We start from the raw sequence: 13,770 nt of genomic DNA on the forward strand, positions 1-13,770 counted from the left end.
GCAGATCTGCCAGCTATGCCGCTAAGGGAGGCTGCGCGACGCTAGTCGACATTTTCGAGGACTCCCCCATCACTGGACATCAACAAGCCGCACACACGATTGCTTTACTGTGCACCGATGCGCAACGTTCAGTTGCCGGAGTGACCACTGAGAAAGTCTGGCGTAACTATTTGCCTTTCGGTCACCACGCCAATGACCCATCGACCTCAAGTGGTTTCAATGGCGAACATATCGATCCGCTGACAGGCCACTACTGGCTGGGTAATGGTTACAGAGTATTCAATACAGCAATCGCTCGATTTCAAAGTCCTGATTCGCTGAGCCCTTTCGGAGAAGGAGGGCTGAACAGCTATGTGTATTGTGCTGCAGACCCTGTAAATAAAGCCGTTCCCACCGGACATCATCCAGTCAATCTGCTCAAGACTCCAAAGCGCTTCATGGCTAAATCAATACCCCGAAGCCCTCGCAAAGATACTCCGCTACATAACCTATCGGCTCGCCTAAAGCTCAATCAGGCCACCTACGCAACAGCAGTCTAGGAACTGCAACCTGAGATCAACTCCCCCGATAAGTCGAATAACTGTACGGCGACACCAACAACGGCACATGGTAATGATCCTGTGCTTCATCGATCCCGAAGCGCAGCACTACCACATCGAGAAATGCCGGATCAGGGAGCACCGTGCCCCGCGCCCGGTAGTAATCCCCTACCGCAAACTGCAACTGATACACACCGCTGCGGTACGCCTCACCCTGCAACACCGGCTGATCACAGCGGCCATCGCTGTTGGTCACGACGCTGTTGAGCAGGATCAACGCCTGGCCCTCGACTCGATACAACTCGACGGCGATCTGACTGCCGGGGCAGCCGTGGGCGGCGTCCAGCACGTGTGTGGTGATCTTGCCCATGGAGGGTGTCCTTTTTCGGTAGCCGAAAGGCCGAAGGGGTGGTGTAGCCTGAAAACGTCAGGCCTGAGGAATTTGCGACACTCAGGTTACAAAATCAATCTTTAGTTGTATACAATCCAAAAATCGCGGCCTGATCGAAGCCGCCTCTCGCACTTGATAAAAGGATGCCTCCTGTGAGCAGCGCCGACTACCCCCGCGACCTGATTGGCTATGGCAACACGCCCCCGCATCCACAGTGGCCCGGCAACGCGCGCATCGCCCTGTCGTTCGTGCTCAATTACGAAGAAGGTGGCGAGCGCAATATCCTCCATGGCGACAAGGAATCCGAAGCCTTTCTGTCCGAGATGGTCGCTGCCCAGCCGCTGCAGGGCGTGCGCAACCTGAGCATGGAGTCGTTGTACGAGTACGGTAGCCGGGCCGGCGTGTGGCGCATCCTCAAGTTGTTCAAGCAGTTCGATATCCCGCTGACCATCTTCGCCGTAGCCATGGCCGCCCAGCGCCACCCGGACGTGATCCGCGCCATGGTTGCCGATGGCCACGAGATCTGCAGCCATGGCCTGCGCTGGATCGACTATCAGTATCTGGACGAGGCCACCGAGCGTGCGCACATGGCCGAGGCCATTCGGATCCTCACCGAGATCAGCGGTGAGCGGCCGCAGGGCTGGTACACCGGCCGTACCGGCCCGAACACGCGCCGGCTGGTGATGGAAGAAGGTGGCTTTCTGTACGACAGCGACACCTACGACGATGACCTGCCCTACTGGGAGCCGCACACCCCCACCGGCAAGGCGCACCTGGTGATCCCCTACACCCTGGACACCAACGACATGCGCTTTACCCAGGTACAGGGTTTCAACAATGGCGAGCAGTTCTTCCAGTACCTCAAGGACGCCTTCGACGTGCTCTATGCGGAAGGCGCCGAAGCACCGAAGATGCTCTCCATCGGCCTGCACTGTCGCTTGATCGGGCGGCCGGCGCGGTTGGCGGCGCTCAAGCGCTTCATCGAGTACGTCAAAGGCCACGAGCAGGTGTGGTTCACGCGCCGCGTCGACATCGCGCGCCACTGGCACGCCACTCACCCGTTCGAGGCCGCGCAATGACCGCTTTCAAAACGCTGCGGCCATCGACCCTGAGCCGCGAGCAGTTCATCGCCACCTTCGGTGATATCTACGAGCACTCCCCCTGGGTCGCCGAACAGGCCTTCGATAAGGCACCGTTGACGGACGATATCGAACCCCTGCACGAGCGCATGAGCGCTGTGCTGCTGCACGCTGACCACGCCGCACAACTGGCACTGATCAATGCGCACCCGGACCTGGCCGGCAAGGCCGCCATTCAGGGCGAGCTGACCGCCGCCAGCACCAACGAGCAAGCGGGCGCCGGTATCCACCTGTGCACGCCGGCCGAATTCACGCGCTTTACCGAACTCAACGAGGCCTACAAGGCACGTTTCCGGTTCCCGTTCATCATGGCGGTCAAGGGCAGCGACCGGCATCAGATCCTGGCCGCCTTCGAGCAGCGCATCCACCATTCGGCCGAAGTCGAGTTCGCCTGCGCCCTGGCCGAGATCAACAAAATCGCATTGTTCCGTCTGCAAGCTCTTTGACTCTCTAATTCGAGGCCACGTCCAATGAAAACCTACGCCGCACCCTTCGAAAAATACGTCAACCTGGCCGACGCGCGCCTGGGCACCCGGGCGCTGTCGGTCACCGACGACTGGTTCGCCGACGTCAACCGCCTGTTCCAGCCCACGCCTGCGGTATGGAAAGAGGGCGTGTTCGACGACAACGGCAAGTGGATGGACGGCTGGGAATCGCGCCGCAAGCGTTTCGAAGGCTACGACAGCGCAGTGATTCGCCTCGGCGTGGCCGGTTCGATCAAAGGCGTCGACATCGATACCTCGTTCTTCACCGGCAACTTCCCGCCGTCGGCGTCGCTCGAAGCCTGCTTCGTCGCCGAGGGCGGCCCGACCGAGAGCACCCAGTGGGTGGAAATCCTTCCGGCGGTGGAGCTGCAAGGCAACAGCCATCACTACCACGCCATCAGCGACGCCCAGGCGTTCAGCCACCTACGCTTCAATATCTACCCGGATGGCGGCATTGCGCGTTTGCGCGTGTACGGCGTGCCGCACCGCGATTGGTCTGCAGTCGATGCCAGCGAACAGCTCGACCTGGTGTCGTCGCTGAACGGCGGCCGCGCACTGGCCTGTTCCGACGAGCATTACGGCAGCATGGGCAACCTGCTCAACCCCGGCCGCGGGGTGAACATGGGCGACGGCTGGGAAACCGCCCGGCGTCGCACCCCTGGCAACGACTGGGTGATCATCGCCCTGGGCCATGCCGGCGTGGTCGAACAAGTGATAGTCGACACCCTGCACTTCAAGGGCAACTACCCGGACAGCTGCTCGATCCAGGGCGCGTTCGTCAAAGGCGGCACCGACAGCCAGATCGAAACCCAGAGCCTGTTCTGGCGCGAATTGCTGCCCAGCCAGAAACTGCAGATGCACCAGGAGCACAGCTTTGCGGAGCAGATCAAGGACCTCGGGGCGATCACGCATATCCGCCTGAACGTATTCCCCGATGGCGGTGTGAGCCGGCTGCGGGTGTTAGGCAAGGTGGCGCGGTAAACGTCGAGGACGCCTTCGCCGCCGATCGCGCGAGCCTGCTCCCACAGTGTGGGAGCAAAGCTTGCTCGCGAATAGGCCAGCCCCGATTGCACAAGATATTCCCGCAGATGCCGGTGCAAAAGTTGCATCTACACTCCCACCACTGCCCCAAGAGCACCCAGCAATGCGTACCCTCATCATCGAACCCCTCAGCAAAGCCGCCTTCGCGCCCTTCGGTGATGTCATCGAAACCACCGGCAGCGATCACTTCCTGATCAACAACGGCTCGACCCAACGTTTTCATCGCCTGGCCGATGTGCACACCGCCACCCCGGACGACAAAGCCATCATCAGCATCTTCCGCGCTCAGGCGCTGGCGATGCCCTTGACCGTACGCATGCTCGAACGCCATCCCTTGGGCAGCCAGGCGTTCATGCCGCTGCGGGGCAAGCCGTTCTTGATAGTGGTCGCGCCGCTGGGCGACGAACCGCAGTCGAGCGAGGTGCGGGCCTTCGTCAGCGATGGTCAGCAAGGCGTCAATTACCATCGCGGCGTGTGGCATCACCCAATCCTGACCATCGAACAGGAAGATGATTTTCTGGTGGTCGATCGCAGTGGCGAGGGCAATAACTGCGATGAGTTTTTCTTTGCCGAAGAGGATCTGCTGGTGTTGCCGATCCATGGCTGATTTGCGCTGATCTCACCAGGCTCTGCGCCGCCGAACCCGCACCCTTGCTCCCACAGGTGAAAGGCGATAGACCTGCTTGTGGGAACAAGGGTGCGCGTTCGGCGGCTCAGAGGCCGTCCCTGCTGTATAGCATCTGAAACAATCCCCCGCCCGTTGGCCCTCCGAAAAAACCTGTCCGAACGCCCCACTTTCGGGAGCCCTGCGCCGTAACGGAGCATCCCTGCCTCCAGCAAACTTTTCTGACCACTTGATCAACTTAAAGACATTGCCGTGCAACTCGCCGCAGCGCCTTTAAATCAGACCATCTGGACAAAATATCATCGTAAAACCGCATTCCTGCAACAATTTGTGACTTGTGGCCCGCCTCTTGCTATCAGAACTGCGCAACGACAAATCTGACCGAGCGGACGACTTTAAAGTTTGCCGTATAAGGCGCCAACACAGAGCGCCACCCTTAATAAACCGAACTCATTTCACCCGGGAGCAATTGAATGAAGCGCACTCTTTCGAGCCTGATGTTGGCGGGCACGTTGGCATTGGCGGGGGGCCAGGCGATGGCGGGCGACTGGCTGCAATGGCAGAGCAACAGCCTGACTTACCTATGGGGCAAGAACTTCAAGGTTGACCCCGAGATGCAACAGACGTTTACCTTCGAACATGCCGACAGCTGGAAGTACGGCGATAACTTCCTGTTCGTCGACAGCATCACCTATCCAGGCAAGACCACCAGCAACAACGGCCACCACACCCTTTACGGCGAGTTCAGCCCGCGCCTGTCGGCTGGCAAGATCCTCGGTCAGAAGATCGCCTTCGGCCCCGTTACCGACGTGCTGCTGGCGGCCACTTACGAGTTTGGCGAGGGCGACAACGAGTCCTTCCTGATCGGCCCTGGTTTCGACCTGGCGATCCCGGGCTTCGACTACTTCCAGCTGAACTTCTATAACCGCACCAGCCGCGGCCCGCGTCCGGGCGACCATGTCTGGCAGATCACCCCGGTATGGTCCTACACCATCCCGATGGGACGTTCCGATGTGCTGATCGACGGTTATATGGACTGGGTGGTCGATAACGACAAGAACAGCCGTGGCGAATACCACGCCAACTTGCACTTCAACCCGCAGGTTAAATATGACCTGGGCAAAGCCATGGGCTTTACCCCGCAAAAGTTGTATGTGGGCTTCGAGTATGACTACTGGAAGAACAAGTATGGTATCGACAGCACTTCGGGCTTCGAGACCAACCAGAATACGGCGAGTGCGTTGGTTAAAGTGTTCTACTAAATACTATCGCTTCAACGCGACCGACGCCTTCGCGGGCAAGCCTTGCTCCCACAGAGTTGACCGATCTGGCGTCGTGCACCTGTGCGAGCAAGGCTTGACCGCGAAAGCGATATTGCTCGCAACCTTTAGCTAAAACGCTCGCCGCAACCGCTGCAATCCCTCCTCGATCGCCTCTACCCCCGGTGCCGCAAAAGATAGCCGAATGCTGCTCGGATCCGGCGCATGCGCATAAAACGCACTGCCCGGCACGAACAGCACGTTCTCCTTGATTGCCCGCTGCAACACCGCCTGCGCGTCGACCCCGTCGCGACAGCGTCCCCACACGAACATCCCGCCCGCCGGTGGCGCCACCTCGAGATACTCCGTCATCGTCTGCAAGCCGGCGAGCATGGTCCGGCACTTGGCGCGATACCCCGCCACCAGCGCTGGCAACGCCCGATCCAGCGCGCCGCTGGCCAGATAGTTGGCCGCAATGCGCTGCGTCCAGGGCGAGGTGCACAGATCGCTGGTCTGCTTGGCGATCAGGCAGCGCTGGCGTACCGCAGGCGGCGCGATCATCCAGCCTACCCGCAGCCCGGGCGCGAGGATCTTCGACAGACTCGACAGATGTATCACCCGCCCCGCCGCACCCGGCACTTGCAACGATAATTGCAGCAACGACGCCACCGCCTCGCCCTCGAAACGCAGCGCGCCGTAAGGGTCATCCTCGACCAGCAGAAAATCATGCTGCGCCGCCAGTTCCAGCAGCTTCAAGCGGCGCGCCAAGGGCAGGCAGGCACCGGTGGGGTTGGCGAAGGTCGGCACGCAGTAGAGCAAACGAATGGCCCCGCGCGGCTGGTCTGCCAACTGTGCGGCCAGCGCCTCGGTATCCAGCCCCTCAGCGTCGGTAGCGGCGCTGAGCATCTGCATCCCGGCAAGGCGCAGCGCCTGGACGGCGGCGGGATAGGTCGGGCGCTCCACCAGCACGCTGTCACCGGGATTGAGCAGCACCTTGATCAGCAGATCGAAGCCTTGCTGGGAGCCTGTGGTCACCACCAGGTCGTGCGCAGTGGTGCTCACGCCCCTGCTGGCCATCAGCGCCGCCAATTGCTCGCGCAAGTCCAGCAGCCCCTCCGTCGCGCCGTATTGCAGGCAATCCAGCGGCGTGTCGCGCAGTGCCTGTTCACTGGCCTGGCGCAGCGCCGTCCGATCAAAAAACTCCGCCGCCGGGTAGCCGCCGGCGAAGGAGATCATGCCCGGTTGCGACAGGTACTTGAACAACTCGCGGATGGCCGAACCGCTGGGGTTGGCAAAGGCGGGGGTGAAGCGGTAGTCAGGCGCCTGGTCGCTCATGTCGGTCTCGATCGGGGCAAAGATCCGAGTATCGACAGCAGGCGGGGGCAGGACAAGCGAGGAAATGGCAGGATGTCATGCGGTAGGGGCATGAAGTGGTTGCGCGTGCCCAAAACGATAGGGGGGGTTCACAACCGAACCACCTGACACCCACTTCCACAATTCATCCAACACATCGATTATCATCACTGATGCGCCCCACCTATCAATCTGGCACCTCTCCCCTATGGCAATCAACTTCGACCTCAACGACCTGCAGGCCTTCCGTGCCGTGGTCGATCATGGCAGTTTCCGCAAGGCCGCCGACGCCATCCTCATCTCCCAACCGGCCCTGAGCCGCCGCATCGAGAAGCTCGAAGCAGCGCTGGGCGTGCGGTTGTTCGAGCGCACCACGCGGCGGGTCAGCCTGACGCAGGTTGGCCGTGCTTTCGCGCCCAAGGCCGAGCGCCTGCTGGACGATCTGGACGATGCCTTGATGGGCATCAGCGATGTCGCGTCGACGCGCATGGGCCAGGTGTCGGTGGCGTGCGTGCCGTCGACGGCGTACTTTTTCATGCCGCGGGTGGTCAAGGCCTATCACCAGCTGTACCCCAAGATCCGCCTGCGCATCATCGATTCCAGCGCCCACGATGTGCAGGGTGCGGTCGCCACCGGCGCGGCGGACATCGGCCTGACGTTCATGGGCAATCTGAACAGGGAGGTGGCTTTCGAGCCGTTGGTGGAGGAGCACTATGTAGTGGCGTGCCGTCACGATCACCCGTTGGCGGGGCGCGCGAGCGTGACGTGGGAGGAGTACTGGACCCACGACTACATCACGGTGGACCGCACCTCCGGCAATCGCCTTTTACTGGATCAGGCGCTGGCACATCTGACGCCGCAACGCCCGAGCATCTGCGAGACGCGCCATGTGGTGACCATGGTCGGGTTGGTGGAGGCTGGGCTGGGCATCGCGGCGGTGCCGGCCATGGCCTTGCCGATGGGCGAGCATGCGACCTTGACCAAGGTGCCGCTGATCGAACCGCAGGTGCTGCGCAGCGTTGGTTTGATCAAGCGCCATGGCCGAGCACTGAGCCCGGCCGCGCTGGAACTGGAGCGGTTGATTCTGGAGATGAAAGCGCCATTGGATTGAGGCTCGTTGGCCGCGAAAATGTGGCCAGTCATGCTCGCGAAGAGGCCAGCCCGGTCACCCCGTCAACTCAGCGGCTGACCGAATCCAACCCGGTATCGCGCACCTGCGCCTGCACTTGCGGCGACGACAGGTAATCGAGCAGCGCCTTGGCTTCCTTCGGGTGTGGGGCGTTGGCTGGAATGGCGGCGGCAAAACGCGTTACCGATTGCAGCGATTCGGGGATCTTGTCGACGAAGGTCGCGCCCTTGACCGGCAGCAATTCACTGACCTGCTGCAAACCCAGTTCATACTCCCCCGCCGCGACCTTCTCGGCCACCGGGGTGCGCTGAACCATGTGCTGCTTGTCCTTCATCTGTGCTTCGATGCCCATGTTTGCGAACATCTCCTTTTCCACGTAGACGCCGCTGGCGCTATCGGAATAGGCCACCGACCGCGCCTTCAACAACGCCGCCTTGAAAGCCGCCGGCGTGTGGATATCCGGTTTGGGCGCGCCGTCCTTGACCACCATGCCGATCCGCGAATCCGCCAATTCGACCCGCGAGCCAGGGAGAATCTTGCCTTGCTTGATCAGGTCGTCGAGGGCGTAGCCGACCATGATCACCACGTCGGCCTGCTCGCCACGCGCCAGGCGATTGGGGATGGCTTCCGGGGCCTTGCCCATGGACGGACCGAGGATGGTGTCGAGAGTGTCGCCGCTGGTTTGCGCGTACCCGGGAGCAAGGAGCTTGTAGGCGGCGGTGAAGCCTCCCGAGGTCATGACCTTGAGGTCGGCGGCCTGCGCGGCCACGCAGAGACTGGCCGCCAAGGCGCCGGCGGCGAATTTGAGCAACAATTTGTTCATAACGGGATTCTCTTTTTTATTGTAAGAGCGATGTAGCGAGGGGGGGCTTGCCGCCGAAATAGAGTTCAGACACACCGGCATGTCAGATGTATCGAATCGGGAGCAAGCTCCCTTGCTAAGGGGTTCAGCATGGCCGCGAGCGCGGCCATGCCAGCAGCATCAGACCGCAGCGCTGAGCTGGGCGCCTTTGGCGCGGCGGTAGATGTACAGCGTCGCGACCAAGGCGCAGGCGGCGGCGAAGCTCATCCAATAGCCCGGGGCAGCCTTGTCGCCAGTCTCGTGGATCAACCAGGTCGACATCGCCGGGGTGAACCCGCCGAACACGGCGGTGGCCAGGCTGTAAGCCAGAGAGAAACCGGCTACACGCACTTCCACCGGCATGATTTCAGTCAGGGCCACGACCATGGCGCCGTTGTACATGCCATACAGGAACGACAGCCACAGCAGCACCACCAGCATGCGCGAGAAGGTCGGGGCGGCGGCCAGGTACGACAGCGCCGGGTAGGCGGTAGCGATGGCCAGCACCGTCATGCCCACCAGCAGCGGCTTGCGGCCGATACGGTCGGACAACGCGCCGCCGATCGGCAGCCAGATGAAGTTGGAGACGGCCACCAGCAGGGTCACCAGCAAGGCGTCCGAGGTGCTCAGGTTGAGTACGGTCTTGCCGAAGGTCGGTGCATACACGGTGATCAGATAGAACGCGGTGGTGGTCATGGCCACCATCAGCATCCCGGAAATCACCAGGCGCCAGTTGGTCAGCAAGGTCGCGAACACCTGCTTCATGGTCGGGCGCACGGTGCGGTTCTTGAAGTCTTCGGTTTCGGCCAGATTGCGACGCAGGACGAAGATGAACGGCACAATGATGCAACCGACCGCGAACGGAATGCGCCAGCCCCAATCGGCGACCACGCTGGCCCCCATCCACTGGTTGATGCCATAGCCCAGCGCGGCCGCGACCACGATGGAGATCTGCTGACTAGCCGACTGCCAGCTCACATAGAAACCCTTCTTGCCCGGTGTGGCCATTTCAGCCAGGTACACCGACACCCCACCCAGCTCTGCGCCGGCCGAAAAGCCTTGCAGCAAACGGCCCAGCAGCACCAGCAGCGGCGCTGCCAGACCAATGGTGGCGTAGCCTGGCACCAACACGATCAGCAGCGTACCGCTGGCCATGATGCTCAAGGTCACGATCAAGCCTTTACGACGACCGACGTCATCGATATAGGCGCCGAGGATGATCGCGCCCAACGGACGCATCAGGAACCCGGCACCGAACACGGCGAAGGTCATCATCAAGGACGCAAATTCGTCGCCCGACGGGAAGAACGCGGCGGCGATGTAGGTGGCGTAGAAGCCGAACAGGAAAAAATCGAACTGTTCCAGAAAGTTACCCGAGGTCACACGGATAACGGCACCGACTTTCGACGGGCTCTGGGTGGATGGGCTGGTGCTCATCAGGGGGTCTCCAACGCTGTTGTCTCGCACGCGGTCACGGGCGGGTTTTTATTGGGGTCGGATACTGGCGCAGTGCCTCAAAAATGATAAGTGCATATTTATTATAGATTGATGTTAAAAAACTATTAATAAATGTTTCAAGGTTCGCCTATGGCAGTTGCGCAAGGGCCAAAACGCCGCACAGGCTGGCGTCTGCAGCGAGAGCGCTGGTTCCCGAAGACGCATTCCAGAGCGGCTACGGCAGCGCTGGAAAGTTTTTCGGGAGCGAGCCCGCTCGCTAGTTTTTTACCGACGAACGGTCTTTATCAGTTTGCTGAACAGGGTAACGGCAGCCAACACCACGGCGCCGGCAACGATTCCGAACAGCGCATTGACCAACGGCGCGGCCACGCTGGCCCCTAACCCGCCCAGACCACTGGAAAAGGCTTCGACTGCGTGGTGCAACGGGGGGATGCCATGGACCAGAATCCCGCCGCCCACCAGAAACATCGCTGCCGTGCCCACCACCGAGAGGGTTTTCATCATATAGGGGGCGGCGCTGAGAATGGCCCGGCCGATGCCCTGGGTCGCGGCGCCGGATTTCTTGCTCATCCACAGACCCAGGTCGTCGAGTTTGACGATGCCAGCCACCAGGCCGTAGACGCCGACGGTCATGACGATGGCGATGCCCGCGACGACGATGATCTGCTGGGTCAACGGCGCGTCGGCGACGGTGCCCAGGGTGATGGCGATGATTTCTGCCGAGAGGATGAAATCGGTGCGTACCGCGCCCTGAATCTTGTCCTTTTCAAACGCCACCAGATCGACCTGCGGGTCGGCGGCGGCCTGGGACAGATCCTTCTGCGCGACGTGGTCTTCTTCCGGGGTGTGCAGGAACTTGTGCGCCAGCTTCTCGAAGCCTTCGAAACACAGGAAGGCGCCACCGACCATCAGCAGCGGCGTCACCGCCCAAGGGATGAAGGCGCTGATGGCCAGGGCGGCCGGCACGAGGATCGCCTTGTTGCGAAACGAGCCCTTGGCCACCGCCCAGACCACCGGGATTTCCCGCTCCGCACGAACGCCGGTGACCTGCTGGGCGTTAAGCGCCAGGTCATCGCCAAGCACGCCTGCGGTTTTCTTGGCGGCCAATTTGGTCATCAGGGCCACGTCGTCGAGAACGGCGGCGATGTCGTCGATTAATACCAGCAGGCTGCTTGCGGCCATGGCGGTGAGATCCTTTCAAGAGAATGTCAGTGAAGCCGGCAAGCATACCGTGCCTGTGGATAAATCGCTGCCTTGAGCGCTGCGCGAGGCCGGTGCTACCATGCCGCTCCGTTCGCCAAGCCCCACCATTGCCGGGGCCGAGGCCACCGCCACAGGAATGCCGGGCCACATGAGCAGTATTCGCGAGCGCAATAAAGAGCTGATCCTGCGGGCGGCCAGCGAAGAGTTCGCCGACAAGGGCTTCGCCGCCACCAAGACCAGCGACATCGCCGCCAAGGCCGGGGTGCCCAAGCCCAACGTCTACTACTATTTCAAGTCCAAGGAAAACCTCTACCGCGAGGTGCTCGAAAGCATTATCGAGCCGATCCTCGCCGCCTCGACGCCGTTCAACGTCGACGGCGACCCGCAGGCGGTGCTCAGTGCCTATATCCGCGCAAAAATCCGCATCTCCCGCGACCTGCCCTTCGCCTCCAAGGTGTTCGCCAGCGAAATCATGCACGGCGCGCCGCATCTGGGCGCCAGTCAGGTCGAGCAACTCAATGCCCAGGCCCACCACAATATCCAGTGCATCGAGCGCTGGATCGAACGCGGCGCCATCGCCCCCATCAACGCCCAGCACCTGATGTTCAGCATCTGGGCGGCGACCCAGACGTACGCTGACTTCGATTGGCAGATCGCCGTGGTCACGGGCAAGGCACGCCTGGACGACAGCGATTACGAGGCGGCCGCGCAGACCATCATCCGCATGGTGCTCAAAGGCTGCGAGCCTGATCGCTGAAGCAACGCGCGCCCTTGTAGAAGCGGGCTGCGCGTCCGGCGGCGAAAGCGCAGGATGATTCACCGCTCGATCAATGCACTTCGGCACGGCTGGTGACGCCTTCGCCGCCGGACGCGCAAGCCCGCTCCCAGAGGATCCGTGGTTGCCCTTAAAAGGCGCTATAAGCACAGACGCTTTGGTTCTTTCAGGCGCCCATTCGCGGCAGCTATAGTCGCGGGCATAATGCTGCCACCTAACACCCACAAGGACGCCCCACCAGTGAACAAATCGTTAACTGCCACCCTGCTGGCCGCCGGACTCACGCTTGCGGGCATCGTTCAGGCGGCGCAACCCCCGCTGCTGAACGTTTCCTACGACGTAATGCGCGATTTCTACAAAGACTACAACGCCGCTTTCAGCAAGCACTGGGAGGCCCAGCATAAAGAGCCGGTCACCGTACAGATGTCGTTCGGCGGCTCCAGCAAGCAGGCGCGCTCGGTGATCGATGGCCTGCAGGCCGATGTCATTACCATGAACATGGCCACCGATATCAACGCCCTCGCCGACAATGGCGCCCTGGTGCCCAAGGACTGGATCACCCGTCTGCCGAACCACAGCGCGCCGTTTACCTCGGCGACCGTGTTTATCGTGCGCAAGGGCAACCCCAAAGGCCTGAAAGACTGGAATGACCTGGTCAAGGACGGTGTGCAGGTGATCGTGCCCAACCCGAAAACTTCGGGTAATGGCCGCTATACCTATCTGTCGGCGTGGGGTTACACGCTCAAGAACGGCGGTAACGAAGCCCAGGCCAAGGAATTCGTCGCCAAGCTGTTCAAGAACGTTCCGGTGCTCGACACCGGCGGCCGGGGTGCTACCACGACCTTCATGACCAACCAGATCGGCGACGTGCTGGTGACCTTCGAAAACGAAGCCGAGATGATCGCTCGTGAGTTCGGCCGCGATCAGTTCGAGGTGGTCTACCCGAGCGTCTCCGCCGAGGCCGAGCCGCCGGTGACCGTGGTCGACAAGGTGGTCGACAAGAAAGGCACCCGCGCCCTGGCCGAGGACTATCTGAAGTATCTGTGGTCGCCTGAAGGTCAGGAGATTGCCGCCGCCAATTACCTGCGCCCACGGGACCCGGCGGTACTGGCCAAGTACACCGATCGCTTCCCGAAAGTCGACTTCCTGTCGGTGGAGAAGACCTTTGGCGACTGGCCTACCGTGCAGAAGACCCACTTCGCCGATGGTGGGGTGTTTGATCAGATCTACAAGCAGTAAGCGCTGAGTCAGGCTTGTTGGCGGTGGCGGCCTCGATGGCCTTTTCGCCGCCGAACGCGCAACCTTGCTTCCACAGTGCACGCTGTTCCTGAGCCGTGCACCCGTGGGAGCCAAGCTTGCTCGCGAAGAAGCCAGACCGGCCACCACATCAACCCCCGATACAAACACGCTACATATGGACAACATCCCTCGCTTGGGGTAAAAATCCGCCTACAACGCTCCACCCTTCTCGCTTCACCCCCCTTCTTTACTACGAATCTCGTCAGGCGGTAGCCTGCCCGCGTGTCAGCCCC

Annotated in this window: 14 protein-coding genes; 9 read left to right on the plus strand and 5 right to left on the minus strand. The window is 61.4% G+C overall.

Annotated features, from left to right (window positions below):
* Positions 1-140 precede the first annotated feature (140 nt).
* A complete protein-coding gene (locus tag REH34_RS30140) occupies positions 141-539 on the plus strand; it encodes an RHS repeat-associated core domain-containing protein (RefSeq protein WP_409373251.1) in 399 nt (132 codons plus the stop codon).
* A 16-nt stretch (positions 540-555) separates the two neighbouring features.
* Here REH34_RS30140 and uraH read toward each other — a convergent pair whose 3' ends face one another.
* On the minus strand, positions 556-909 hold the full coding sequence (gene uraH / locus REH34_RS05705) for a hydroxyisourate hydrolase (RefSeq protein WP_311971057.1): 354 nt from the start codon (positions 907-909) through the stop codon (positions 556-558).
* A 173-nt stretch (positions 910-1,082) separates the two neighbouring features.
* Here uraH and puuE point away from each other — a divergent pair, with 173 nt between their 5' ends.
* From puuE to REH34_RS05730, 5 genes are all read left to right on the plus strand, one after another.
* Positions 1,083-2,009, plus strand: a complete 927-nt coding sequence (gene puuE, locus REH34_RS05710) for an allantoinase PuuE (protein ID WP_226505693.1) — start codon at positions 1,083-1,085, stop codon at positions 2,007-2,009.
* Positions 2,006-2,515: a 2-oxo-4-hydroxy-4-carboxy-5-ureidoimidazoline decarboxylase gene (gene uraD / locus REH34_RS05715; RefSeq protein WP_311971058.1), complete on the plus strand. Its 510-nt coding sequence runs from the start codon at positions 2,006-2,008 to the stop codon at positions 2,513-2,515. The genes puuE and uraD overlap by 4 nt, the downstream gene beginning before the upstream one ends.
* A 24-nt stretch (positions 2,516-2,539) precedes the next feature.
* A complete protein-coding gene (gene alc / locus REH34_RS05720; protein WP_311971059.1) occupies positions 2,540-3,535 on the plus strand; it encodes an allantoicase in 996 nt (331 codons plus the stop codon).
* Between the two features lie 163 nt (positions 3,536-3,698).
* The gene (locus REH34_RS05725; protein ID WP_226505696.1) at positions 3,699-4,202 is read left to right on the plus strand and encodes an ureidoglycolate lyase; all 504 of its coding nucleotides are present in this window, start codon (positions 3,699-3,701) and stop codon (positions 4,200-4,202) included.
* Between the two features lie 491 nt (positions 4,203-4,693).
* Positions 4,694-5,482 carry an outer membrane protein OmpK gene (locus REH34_RS05730; RefSeq protein WP_226505697.1) on the plus strand — a complete coding sequence of 263 codons (789 nt, stop codon included), beginning with the start codon at positions 4,694-4,696 and terminating at the stop codon, positions 5,480-5,482.
* 129 nt (positions 5,483-5,611) lie between these two features.
* Here the strand turns inward: REH34_RS05730 and REH34_RS05735 are convergent, their stop codons facing one another.
* Positions 5,612-6,814, minus strand: coding sequence for a PLP-dependent aminotransferase family protein (locus REH34_RS05735; protein WP_311971060.1), 1,203 nt, complete (start codon positions 6,812-6,814; stop codon positions 5,612-5,614).
* Between the two features lie 226 nt (positions 6,815-7,040).
* Between REH34_RS05735 and REH34_RS05740 the strand changes: the two genes are divergently transcribed.
* Positions 7,041-7,943, plus strand: a complete 903-nt coding sequence (locus tag REH34_RS05740) for a LysR family transcriptional regulator (RefSeq protein ID WP_311971061.1) — start codon at positions 7,041-7,043, stop codon at positions 7,941-7,943.
* 67 nt (positions 7,944-8,010) lie between these two features.
* Here the strand turns inward: REH34_RS05740 and REH34_RS05745 are convergent, their stop codons facing one another.
* The 3 genes from REH34_RS05745 to REH34_RS05755 all read right to left on the minus strand — a co-directional run bounded on the left by REH34_RS05745 (position 8,011) and on the right by REH34_RS05755 (position 11,442).
* Positions 8,011-8,784 carry a substrate-binding domain-containing protein gene (locus tag REH34_RS05745; protein ID WP_226505700.1) on the minus strand — a complete coding sequence of 258 codons (774 nt, stop codon included), beginning with the start codon at positions 8,782-8,784 and terminating at the stop codon, positions 8,011-8,013.
* A gap of 159 nt (positions 8,785-8,943) precedes the next feature.
* Positions 8,944-10,239 (minus strand): MFS transporter, encoded by a 1,296-nt coding sequence (locus REH34_RS05750; protein WP_311971062.1) that lies wholly within the window; start codon positions 10,237-10,239, stop codon positions 8,944-8,946.
* A gap of 285 nt (positions 10,240-10,524) precedes the next feature.
* On the minus strand, positions 10,525-11,442 hold the full coding sequence (locus REH34_RS05755) for a DUF808 domain-containing protein (protein WP_311971063.1): 918 nt from the start codon (positions 11,440-11,442) through the stop codon (positions 10,525-10,527).
* 169 nt (positions 11,443-11,611) lie between these two features.
* On the opposite strand from REH34_RS05755, the gene REH34_RS05760 reads away from it, so the two are divergent.
* Together REH34_RS05760 and REH34_RS05765 are read left to right on the plus strand one after the other, a co-directional pair.
* Positions 11,612-12,220: a TetR/AcrR family transcriptional regulator gene (locus tag REH34_RS05760; protein ID WP_311971064.1), complete on the plus strand. Its 609-nt coding sequence runs from the start codon at positions 11,612-11,614 to the stop codon at positions 12,218-12,220.
* A gap of 222 nt (positions 12,221-12,442) precedes the next feature.
* Complete coding sequence (locus REH34_RS05765; RefSeq protein WP_409373252.1) at positions 12,443-13,477, plus strand: sulfate ABC transporter substrate-binding protein; 1,035 nt, start codon at positions 12,443-12,445, stop codon at positions 13,475-13,477.
* Positions 13,478-13,770: the final 293 nt, after the last annotated feature.

The organism is Pseudomonas baltica (assembly GCF_031880315.1).
Taxonomy (GTDB): Bacteria; Pseudomonadota; Gammaproteobacteria; order Pseudomonadales; family Pseudomonadaceae; genus Aquipseudomonas.

Bases quoted from the DNA above. Each gene is read 5' to 3' on its own strand.
- uraH (WP_311971057.1), bottom strand. From the start codon at position 909: ATGGGCAAGATCACCACACACGTGCTGGACGCCGCCCACGGCTGCCCC.
- uraD (WP_311971058.1), top strand. From the start codon at position 2,006: ATGACCGCTTTCAAAACGCTGCGGCCATCGACCCTGAGCCGCGAGCAG.
- alc (WP_311971059.1), top strand. From the start codon at position 2,540: ATGAAAACCTACGCCGCACCCTTCGAAAAATACGTCAACCTGGCCGAC.
- REH34_RS05725 (WP_226505696.1), top strand. From the start codon at position 3,699: ATGCGTACCCTCATCATCGAACCCCTCAGCAAAGCCGCCTTCGCGCCC.
- REH34_RS05730 (WP_226505697.1), top strand. From the start codon at position 4,694: ATGAAGCGCACTCTTTCGAGCCTGATGTTGGCGGGCACGTTGGCATTG.
- REH34_RS05735 (WP_311971060.1), bottom strand. From the start codon at position 6,814: ATGAGCGACCAGGCGCCTGACTACCGCTTCACCCCCGCCTTTGCCAAC.
- REH34_RS05740 (WP_311971061.1), top strand. From the start codon at position 7,041: ATGGCAATCAACTTCGACCTCAACGACCTGCAGGCCTTCCGTGCCGTG.
- REH34_RS05745 (WP_226505700.1), bottom strand. From the start codon at position 8,784: ATGAACAAATTGTTGCTCAAATTCGCCGCCGGCGCCTTGGCGGCCAGT.
- REH34_RS05750 (WP_311971062.1), bottom strand. From the start codon at position 10,239: ATGAGCACCAGCCCATCCACCCAGAGCCCGTCGAAAGTCGGTGCCGTT.
- REH34_RS05755 (WP_311971063.1), bottom strand. From the start codon at position 11,442: ATGGCCGCAAGCAGCCTGCTGGTATTAATCGACGACATCGCCGCCGTT.
- REH34_RS05760 (WP_311971064.1), top strand. From the start codon at position 11,612: ATGAGCAGTATTCGCGAGCGCAATAAAGAGCTGATCCTGCGGGCGGCC.
- REH34_RS05765 (WP_409373252.1), top strand. From the start codon at position 12,443: ATGCTGCCACCTAACACCCACAAGGACGCCCCACCAGTGAACAAATCG.